This is a genomic window from Comamonas guangdongensis (assembly GCF_041079535.1).
GTDB classification, from domain to species: domain Bacteria; phylum Pseudomonadota; class Gammaproteobacteria; order Burkholderiales; family Burkholderiaceae_C; genus Comamonas; species Comamonas guangdongensis.
In genome coordinates this window covers 1-9,574 of sequence record NZ_JBFYGN010000047.1, presented here as the reverse complement: position 1 = coordinate 9,574, position 9,574 = coordinate 1, and the positions used below count along the sequence as shown (strand labels likewise).

Here is a 9,574-nt window from a genome sequence, read left to right as displayed (position 1 = left end):
CAGGACCGTGAAACGACTTTGCGCCGATGATAGTGCGGGTTCCCGTGTGAAAGTAGGTCATCGTCAGGCTCTTACAGTGAAAACCCCGCAGTCCTCAAGGCTGCGGGGTTTTTTATTGCCCGTGTGAAAGGCGGCCAGTGCTAGGCCGCCAAAAAGCGCAGCTGAAGACCATCCATAAAAAGAGAGCGCGAGGCGCTCTCTTTTTATTTGGCCGGTACTGCAGCCTCTAGATATCGAGGCATTGCCCTTGGGTGAATACCTTGAGCTCGCCCGAACGGATGGAGGTCCAGGTCTCGTTATGGGTCAGAGGCGCAGTGACGATGATGGCGACCTTGTCCTGTGGCGTGGTCTCGCGGGAGAAGTCCACGCTGAGATCTTCGTCGCACAGATAGGCCTGGGCGAACGGATGCTGCCGTTCTATGTAGCAAAGATGGGTGGTGGCATGGGCCCAGAGCGCTTCCCCGTTGGAGAGCAGGAAGTTGAAAGTGCCATGGGGTGCAATCTTGGCTGCGAGTTCGTGCAGCGTGTGGGTAAGCTCCTTGACGCTGGGCAGGCCCGCATGGGATTTCCACAGCTCCTGCATGATCCAGCAGAAGGCCAGCTCGCTGTCCGTGTTGCCGACCGGGTGGAAATGGGCATGCAGCTTGGGTGCGAAATTCTTGAGATCGCCGTTGTGGGCGAACACCCAGTTGCGACCCCATAGCTCGCGCACAAAAGGGTGGCAGTTCTGCAGGCTGACCACGCCTTGCGTCGCCTTGCGAATATGAGCGATGACATTGGTGCTCTTGATCGGGTATTCGCGGATCAGCTTGGCGACCGGCGAGTCGATGGCGCGCTCGTGGTCGACGAAATGGCGCAGGCCCTTGTCCTCGAAAAATGCGATACCCCAGCCGTCGGTGTGATCGCCGGTATTGCCTGCGCGCTGGGTAAAGCCCGAAAAGCTAAAGCGCACATCGGTAGGCGTGTTGCAGTTCATTCCAAGCAGCTGGCACATGGGGTCGTCACATCTTCTGAGCAAAAAAACGTTATAGCCCAAGCTGGCGCCCAGGCATGAAAAAAAGCAGCCGGGGCTGCTTTCGATAGATCAGACGCTTACTGGCGCTCGGACCAGAGCTTGCCGCCCGTAGCCCAGTCGTGGCGCTTGATGTCGGTGATGATGATGTCCACCGATTCGGGCGAACCGCCCAGCACTTCCACGCTGACGCGGGTGATTTCCTCGACCAGCTTGCGCTTTTGCTCGACGGTGCGGCCTTCCATCATTTCAACGTGGTAGGTGGGCATGGGTTTTCTCCTGGTAAATGATGCGCCGATGATAAGTCAGGCTTGCTCGGACCAGAGCTTGCCGCCCGTGGCCCAGTTTTCGCGTTTTACGTCGGTGATGATGATGTCCACGGACTCGGGCGCGCTGCCCAGCACTTCGGCGGTCACGCGGGTCACTTCTTCGACCAGCTTGCGCTTTTGCTCGACGGTACGGCCTTCAAACAGTTCAATGTGATAGGTGGGCATCAGGGTCTCCTGTGGTGCTGAAAATACCTGTGTCTGGGGCTCAGGTGTGGTTGGAATCGCTGGGAATGTCTTGTGCGCAGGCCGGGCAGATGCAGCGTTTGCCGCGTGCCTCGGAAGGCAGCCGGGCCAAGGCTTGCTGGGAGACTGTGGTCTGCATGCACCAGCAGCTTTCGGGAGGCAGGCCAGCGCTGATAGCACATTGGTTGGCCTGGCCGCACAGAGGGCAGAGGCTGATATCCAGGGGCTGGTTCTTGGTGACAGGAGAGGACATTGCTCCAGTGTAGGTGGCACGCCGCAATCACCAAGAAAAATGCACTCGATGTACGGACATGGAGTGCATCTTTGATAGCTGTTCGCGCATGTCCTTGATGGATTTGACCTTTGAATCAGCCTGAATCGCAAGAAGGATATGTGCCAGCCGCTCTGATTGAAGGAGCGGCCGGGTGGGCTGGCTTTAAGCGCCGGCCTTGACCTTCAGGCGCCAGGCGTGCAGCAGGGGCTCGGTGTAGCCGGAGGGTTGTTCCTTGCCCTTGAACACCAGGTCCAGAGCGGCCTGGAAGGCAGCGCCGCCCGAGTTGGCCACCAGGCTCTTGTAGGCGGCGTCGCCGGCGTTCTGCTCGTCCACGATCTTGGCCATGCGGGCATAGCTGTCGCGAACCATGGCTTCGGTCACGATGCCGTGCTGCAGCCAGTTGGCGATGTGCTGGCTGGAGATGCGCAGTGTGGCGCGGTCTTCCATCAGGCCCACGTTGTGGATGTCGGGCACCTTGGAGCAGCCCACGCCCTGGTCCACCCAGCGCACCACATAGCCCAGGATGCCCTGGACGTTGTTGTCCACTTCCTGCTGCTTCTCGGCGTCGGTCCAGTTGGGGTTGGTGGACACGGGCACTTGCAGAATGGCGTTGACCAGGTCGTCGCGTGCGGCATCGGCATCGGTCTTTTCCAGTTCTTGCTGCACTTCGGCCACGTTGACCTGGTGGTAGTGCAGAGCGTGCAGCGTGGCGCCCGTGGGCGAGGGCACCCAGGCGGTGTTGGCGCCGGCCTTGGGCTGGGCAATCTTTTGCTCCAGCATGGCCTTCATCAGGTCGGGCATGGCCCACATGCCCTTGCCGATCTGGGCGCGGCCGCGCAGGCCCATGCCCAGGCCGACCAGCACATTGTTCTTTTCGTAAGCAGGCAACCAGGCGCAGGTCTTCATGTCGGCCTTGCGCACCATGGGGCCGGCGTACATGGCGGTGTGCATTTCGTCGCCGGTGCGGTCCAGGAAGCCGGTGTTGATGAAGGCCACGCGGGCCGGAGCAGCGGCGATGGCGGCCTTCAGGTTCACCGAGGTGCGGCGCTCTTCGTCCATGATGCCCAGCTTGACCGTATTCTCGGGCAGGCCCAGCACCTTCTCGACGCGGCCGAACAATTCGTTGGCGAAAGCGGCTTCGGCGGGGCCGTGCATCTTGGGCTTGACGATGTAGACGCTGCCGGTGCGGCTGTTCTTGATGCCGCCCACGCCATTGCCCTTGAGGTCATGAATGGCGATGGCAGTAGTCACCAGCGCATCCATGATGCCTTCGGGGATTTCCTTGCCTTCGGCGCCCCACAGAATGGCGGGGTTGGTCATCAGATGACCCACGTTGCGCACGAACATCAGCGAGCGGCCGTGCAGCTTCACGCTCTGGCCGTTGGCGCCCGTGTATTCGCGATCGGCGTTCAGGCCGCGGGTGACTTGCTGGCCGCCCTTGGCGAAGGTCTCGGTCAGCGTGCCTTTCAGGATGCCCAGCCAGTTGGCATAGCCGTTGATCTTGTCTTCGGCGTCCACGGCGGCCACGGAGTCTTCCAGGTCCAGAATGGTGGACAGGGCGGCTTCCACCACCACGTCGGCCACGCCGGCCGCGTCGGAGCCACCGATGGGCGTTGCCTTGTTGATGATGATGTCGATATGGATGCCGTTGTTCTTCAGCAGCACCGAGGAAGGGGCTGCAGCATCGCCCTGGTAGCCGATGAACTTGGCAGCGTCCTTCAGGCCGGTCTTGCTGCCGTCCTTGAGCGTCACCACCAGCTTGCCGCCTTCAACGGCGTAGCCTGCGGAATCCTTGTGCGAACCGGCAGCCAGAGGCACGGCCTGGTCCAGGAAGTTGCGCGCGAATGCGATCACCTTGGCGCCGCGCACGGGGTTGTAGCCCTTGCTCTTTTCGGCGCCGCCTTCTTCGCTGATCACGTCGGTGCCATACAGCGCGTCATACAGCGAACCCCAGCGGGCGTTGGCTGCGTTCAGTGCATAGCGGGCGTTCAGGATGGGCACCACCAGCTGGGGACCTGCCTGGATGGCCAGCTCGGCGTCGACGTTCTCGGTCGTGGCCTTGGCACCCTTGGGCGATTCGACCAGATAGCCGATGGTGGTCAGGAACTGGCGATAGGCCGCCATGTCGGTGATGGGGCCGGGGTTGGCCTTGTGCCAGGTGTCCAGCTCGGCTTGCAGGCGGTCGCGTTCGGCCAGCAGGGCGGCGTTCTTGGGAGCCAGGTCTGCGACGATTTCGTCGAAGCCCTTCCAGAAGGACTCCTGGTTCACGCCGGTGCCAGGAAGCACTTGCGTGTTCACAAAGTTGTACAGCTCGGTGGCGACTTGCAGGCCGTGGACTTGAGTGCGATCAGTCATTGGAAACCTCTGGTTGATGTCTCTGAAATTCGGTAGTCATTGCCCACCATGGGCAGCTTGTCCATGCACTGTATTTGAATTCTTTGAGTACATAAACAACCAAAAAAGTTTAAAACTAGTGATGTTTTTATATTCAATTCGTGGCTTGCCAGGTTCCGGATGCCGGCTGCACCCATAGCGTTGGCGAATAAGCGATATGCCGAGTCGAAAATATCGGTAAATTTTTGATTGAAACGTATATAAACACCGAAGATTTCTTTGCAATTTGTGACTTCTAGTTAAGATATGGGCCGTTGTTTCGGGCCTCAAGCGCCGAAGCAACGGCCTCGGTGCCCGGCTGCTTCCATGTCGCTAGCAGCTGACCATTGCGGCGCAATGACTTTTTATAAAAACATTTGAGCGATCAAGCTGCTTGTGCGGCAGCTGTTTCGGCCGGGCCGGAGGGGCCGCACAGGAGACAACACGGACCAGACAGGAGCAGCGGTCATGGACAAACTCAAGGCATTTGAGTCTTTTGTATCGGTAGCGACCAGGGGTAGCCTCACGGCCGCCGCCAAGGCCGAGGGCGTGGCGCCGGCCATCATGGGACGGCGTCTCGATGCACTGGAGGAGCATCTGGGCGTCAAGCTCATGGTGCGCACCACGCGCCGCATCTCGCTCACGCATGAAGGAAGCGCGTTCCTCGAAGATTGCCAGCGCCTGCTGTCCGATGTGGCGAATGCCGAGGCCAGCGTGTCTGCGGGCGGGGTCAAGGCCACGGGCCATCTGCGCATCACGGCCCCGGCCGGCTTCGGCCGCCGCCATGTGGCGCCGCTGGTGCCGCGCTTCCGCGATCTGCATCCCGAGGTCACGATCTCGCTGAACCTTTCGGACCGGGTGGTCGATCTGGCCGGCGAGGGTTTCGACTGCGCGGTGCGCGTGGGCGATCTGCCCGACTCGGCTCTGGTCAGCGTGCGCATTGCCGACAACCGCCGCCTGTGCGTGGCCACGCCAGGCTATCTGGAGCGCCGCGGCATTCCCAAGCACCCCAGCGAGCTGACCCAGCACGACTGCCTGACCCTGTCCAGCGATGCCTCGCAGACCCGCGGCTGGGCCTTCCGCATCCCCCATCCCGAAAGCGGTAGCAGCGAGGTCGTGCACTTCAAGCCAGGCGGTCCGCTGGACTGCTCCGACGGCCAGGTGCTGCACGACTGGTGCCTGGGCGGCTGGGGTATTGCCTGGCGCAGCACCTGGGAGGTGGAGGCCGAGATCACCGCCGGACATCTGGTGCCGGTGCTTGAGGACTTTGCAGCACCGCCCAACGGCATCTTCGTGGTCTTTCCCCAGCGCAAGCACATGCCGCTGCGCGTGCGCATGTGGATCGACTATCTCAAGCACCATTACAACCAGCCGGATTTCTTTCGCAACGGGCTGCTGGCCTGATCCGGGCGGAAAGGGGGAGAATGGGCCGGCCTCCGCCGAGGGCCTGCTCTCGGCTTCCGCCAGTCCTGCCAACTTCCAGCCTTAGCCATGACCTTTGAAGCCATTCTTGCCAGCCTGCATCTGCTAGCCCTTCTGACCCTGGTGGTGTTTCTGACCAGCCAGGCAGCCCTGTGCCGTGTGGAATGGATGAATGCCGCCGTGGTGCAGCGCCTGGCGCGGCTGGACATGATTTACGGCATCGTCGCCGTCATCCTGCTGCTCACGGGGCTGGCGCGCTTGTTCTGGGGCGTCAAGGGTCCGGCGACCTATGTGGCCTCGCCGCTGTTCCACATCAAGATGACTCTGTTCGTCCTCGCTTTTCTGCTTTCGCTCAAGCCCACCTTCACCTTCCGCCGCTGGAAGAAGGCTCTGGACGCCGGCGGCCAGCTGCCCGCAGCCGCAGAAATCGCACAAACCCGTCGCTGGGTGATGTGGCAAGGCCATGTGATTCCGGTGATCGCCGTGATCGCCATCTTCTGGGCGCGCGGCATGTAATCGGGCCTGCGCAAGCACTTGTTGCGTGCACGCAATCCAGCTTGGCAGCGCGGATCGGGGCAGCCACGTAAAATCGCCCGATGCTCTCCGTCAAACAGGAATTGCTCGCAGCTCTGGCTGGCGAGCTCGAAACACTCTCGCCCGGCGCCGGCGCACGCGCTGCGTTTGAAAATCCCAAAGTGGCAGCCCATGGCGACTTCGCCTGCACGGCGGCCATGCAGCTGGCCAAGCCTCTGAAGGCCAATCCGCGTGCCCTGGGCGAACAGCTCAAGACGGCGCTGGAAGCTACAGCTGCCTTCCAGCAATGGGTGGATGCCATCGAAATCGCCGGCCCCGGCTTTCTCAACATCCGCCTCAAGCCCGCTGCCAAGCAGCAGGTGGTGCGCGAGGTGCTGGCTGAAGGAGCGAGGTTCGGCTATCGGGCCGACCGCGGCGAGAACATTCTGGTCGAGTTCGTCTCGGCCAACCCCACGGGCCCGCTGCACGTGGGTCACGGCCGCCAGGCCGCGATCGGTGACGCCATCAGCAACCTGTATTCCACCCAGGGCTGGAAGGTGCACCGCGAGTTCTATTACAACGACGCGGGCGTGCAGATCGACACTCTGACCAAGAGCACGCAGCTGCGCGCCAAGGGCTTCAAGCCCGGCGACGAGTGCTGGCCCACCGACAGCGAGAACCCGCTGGCCAAGAACTTCTACAACGGCGACTACATCCAGGACATCGCCAACGCCTTCCTGGCCAAGGAAACCGTCAGGGCCGACGACCGCGAATTCACGGCCAACGGCGATGTCGAGGATTACGAGAACATCCGCAACTTTGCCGTGGCCTATCTGCGCAACGAGCAGGACAAGGATCTGCAGGCGTTCAACCTCAAGTTCGACCAGTACTACCTGGAGTCCAGCCTCTACACCAACGGCTATGTCGAGGATGCGGTACAGCGTCTCATCGCCAACGGCCATACCTACGAGCAGGACGGCGCTCTGTGGCTCAAGTCCACCGACTACGGTGACGACAAGGACCGCGTGATGCGCAAGACCGACGGGAACTACACCTACTTCGTGCCCGATGTCGCCTATCACATCCAGAAGTTCAAGCGCGGCTTCACCAAGGTTGTGAACATCCAGGGCACGGACCACCACGGCACCATCGCGCGCGTGCGTGCCGGCCTGCAGGCCGCCGACGTGGGCATTCCCGCCGGCTATCCCGACTATGTGCTGCACACCATGGTGCGCGTGGTGCGCAACGGCGAAGAGGTCAAGATCAGCAAGCGCGCGGGCTCCTATGTGACGCTGCGCGACCTGATCGAGTGGACCAGCAAGGACGCCGTGCGCTTCTTCCTGCTGAGCCGCAAGCCCGATACCGAGTACACCTTCGACGTGGATCTGGCCGTGGCCCAGAACAACGACAACCCCGTGTACTACGTGCAATACGCCCATGCGCGCATCCAGTCCGTGCTGCGCGGCTGGCAGGAGCAGGGTGGCGCCGGCGTCGAGGCCCTGAAGAACGTGGATCTGTCGGCGCTCGAAGGCCCCCAGGCCCAGGCCCTGATGCTGCTGCTGGCCAAGTACCCCGAGATGCTGACGGCCGCCGCCGATGGAAATGCTCCGCACGACGTGACCTTCTATCTGCGCGATCTGGCCTCGAGCTACCACAGCTACTACGACGCCGAGCGCATTCTGGTCGACGACGAAAAGCTCAAGCTTGCGCGCCTGGCCCTGGTCGCCGCCACCGCCCAGGTGTTGCACAATGGTCTGGCCGTGCTGGGTGTGGACGCACCCGAGCGCATGTAACTGAAGCCTGAAGCGGAAACAAAGCGACTTATGAAGCAGCAGCAACGCGGTGGCACCATACTGGGGCTGATCTTTGGCATGGTCATCGGCCTGGCCGCAGCCCTGGCCGTGGCCATTTATGTGACCAAGGTGCCGGTGCCTTTTCTGAACAAGGGCGGCAACAACACCGAGCGTGATGCGGCCGAGGCCGAGCGCAACAAGAACTGGGATCCCAATGCCCCGTTGCAGAGCCGCCAGCCTGCACCGCCGCCCGTCGCCGCTCCCGCCGCGCCCAGCGATACGGGCGCGGAGCAGCCGCCTGCCACGACTCCTTCACAGCCTACGGCTACGGGCGGAGTGAGCACTCCTGCCGCAACGCCGGCCGCGCAGCCCGACAAGCCGAGCAAGCCGGCATCCGCCGATCCTCTGGGCGATCTGGTCAAGGAGCGCTCGGCAGCGGCCGACAAGGCCGAGAAGGCCCGGGCCGAGAAGGAGAAGGCTGCCCAGGCGGCCCAATCCGCGGATTCGGGCTTCAACTACTTTGTGCAGGCCGGCGCCTTCCGCCGCCAGAACGAGGCCGAGGCCCAGCGCGCCAAGCTGGCCATGCTGGGCTGGGAGGCCCGCATCAGCGAGCGCGAGCAGAACGGCATCACCGTGTTCCGGGTGCGCGTGGGTCCGTTCAGCAAGCGTGACGACGCCGAGCAGCTCAAGGGCAAGCTCGACGGCGCCGGCGTGGATTCCACGCTGGTGCGGGCGGCGAAGTAGCGTCACCCCTGAGCCGCTGCGCGGCTTCCCCCAAGGGGGACTGCGGGGCGGCCCTTGCTGGCCGTCTCTTGCTCGGGGTGTGCTGGTTGAACTTTTGCGAGGCAGGCGCCTCAGATATTGCAGACTTGAACTCAAGGAGTTTGTTGAGATGAAACGCCGCGATTTTTCCCTGGCTGCTTCGGCTGCCGCTGCCAGCGCGCTGACGCTGGGCACCTCTTCCAGCTGGGCCCAGGCCGCAGGCTTCAAGGAAGGCAAGGACTACGCCAAGCTCGGCAAGCCTGCGACCGTCAGCGCTCCCGCTGGCAAGGTCGAGGTGATCGAGTTCTTCTGGTACAGCTGCCCGCACTGCAATGCGTTCGAGCCCCAGTTCGAAGCCTGGGCCAAGTCCGTGCCCGCCGACGTGGTGGTGCATCGCATCCCCGTGGCCTTCAACGCCAGCTTCGTGCCCCAGCAAAAGCTGTACTTTGCGCTGGAAGGCATGAACCTGCTGCCCACGCTGCATGCCAAGGTGTTCCGCGCGATCCATGTGGAGCGCAACCGCCTGGCGACCGATGACGTGATCTTCGACTGGATCGGCAAGCAGGGTGTGGATCTGGCCAAGTTCAAGGAGGTCTACAACTCCTTCACCGTGGCCAACCAGGTGCGCAAGGCCACCCAGCTGCAGAACGAGTACGACGTCGAAGGCGTGCCCGCCATGGGCGTGGCCGGCCGCTACTATACGGACGGCACCAAGGCCGGCAATATGGAGAACGTGCTGCGCGTGGTCAACGCGCTGATCGCCTCCAGCCGCAAGGCCTGAGCGGCCGCGGCGCCGCTGGCGCTGGATGCCGGAGCAGCCCGCCGCAAGCGCGGGCTTTTTTTAGGCTCTGTCTGCGTTCAGTGTTGAACTCTCCATATTTCCCGCCAGTCCAACGTACATGTAGGACTGTCG

Annotated in this window: 10 protein-coding genes; 5 read left to right on the top strand and 5 right to left on the bottom strand. The window is 62.5% G+C overall.

Annotation, left to right across the window (positions count from 1 at the left end; all coding sequences use genetic code 11):
- Window positions 1-226: 226 nt before the first annotated feature.
- The 5 genes from AB6724_RS21430 to AB6724_RS21410 all read right to left on the bottom strand — a co-directional run bounded on the left by AB6724_RS21430 (window position 227) and on the right by AB6724_RS21410 (window position 4,153).
- Window positions 227-994 carry a class II glutamine amidotransferase gene (locus tag AB6724_RS21430; protein ID WP_369340565.1) on the bottom strand — a complete coding sequence of 256 codons (768 nt, stop codon included), beginning with the start codon at window positions 992-994 and terminating at the stop codon, window positions 227-229.
- Window positions 995-1,092: 98 nt separating this feature from the next.
- Entirely contained in the window at window positions 1,093-1,311 is a 219-nt protein-coding gene (locus AB6724_RS21425) for a 4-oxalocrotonate tautomerase (protein WP_369340566.1), read from the bottom strand.
- A gap of 6 nt (window positions 1,312-1,317) precedes the next feature.
- Complete coding sequence (locus AB6724_RS21420) at window positions 1,318-1,506, bottom strand: 4-oxalocrotonate tautomerase (RefSeq protein ID WP_283486450.1); 189 nt, start codon at window positions 1,504-1,506, stop codon at window positions 1,318-1,320.
- A gap of 40 nt (window positions 1,507-1,546) precedes the next feature.
- On the bottom strand, window positions 1,547-1,777 hold the full coding sequence (locus tag AB6724_RS21415) for a cysteine-rich CWC family protein (RefSeq protein ID WP_369340564.1): 231 nt from the start codon (window positions 1,775-1,777) through the stop codon (window positions 1,547-1,549).
- Window positions 1,778-1,960: 183 nt separating this feature from the next.
- On the bottom strand, window positions 1,961-4,153 hold the full coding sequence (locus AB6724_RS21410; RefSeq protein ID WP_369340563.1) for a malate synthase G: 2,193 nt from the start codon (window positions 4,151-4,153) through the stop codon (window positions 1,961-1,963).
- Between the two features lie 486 nt (window positions 4,154-4,639).
- On the opposite strand from AB6724_RS21410, the gene AB6724_RS21405 reads away from it, so the two are divergent.
- From AB6724_RS21405 to AB6724_RS21385, 5 genes are all read left to right on the top strand, one after another.
- Window positions 4,640-5,575, top strand: a complete 936-nt coding sequence (locus tag AB6724_RS21405; protein WP_369340562.1) for a LysR family transcriptional regulator — start codon at window positions 4,640-4,642, stop codon at window positions 5,573-5,575.
- Window positions 5,576-5,662: 87 nt separating this feature from the next.
- Window positions 5,663-6,109, top strand: coding sequence for a DUF2214 family protein (locus tag AB6724_RS21400; RefSeq protein WP_369340561.1), 447 nt, complete (start codon window positions 5,663-5,665; stop codon window positions 6,107-6,109).
- An 80-nt stretch (window positions 6,110-6,189) separates the two neighbouring features.
- On the top strand, window positions 6,190-7,899 hold the full coding sequence (gene argS, locus AB6724_RS21395; RefSeq protein WP_369340560.1) for an arginine--tRNA ligase: 1,710 nt from the start codon (window positions 6,190-6,192) through the stop codon (window positions 7,897-7,899).
- 30 nt (window positions 7,900-7,929) lie between these two features.
- Window positions 7,930-8,643, top strand: a complete 714-nt coding sequence (locus AB6724_RS21390; protein ID WP_369340559.1) for an SPOR domain-containing protein — start codon at window positions 7,930-7,932, stop codon at window positions 8,641-8,643.
- 148 nt (window positions 8,644-8,791) lie between these two features.
- The gene (locus AB6724_RS21385; protein WP_369340558.1) at window positions 8,792-9,442 is read left to right on the top strand and encodes a thiol:disulfide interchange protein DsbA/DsbL; all 651 of its coding nucleotides are present in this window, start codon (window positions 8,792-8,794) and stop codon (window positions 9,440-9,442) included.
- Window positions 9,443-9,574 lie beyond the last annotated feature (132 nt).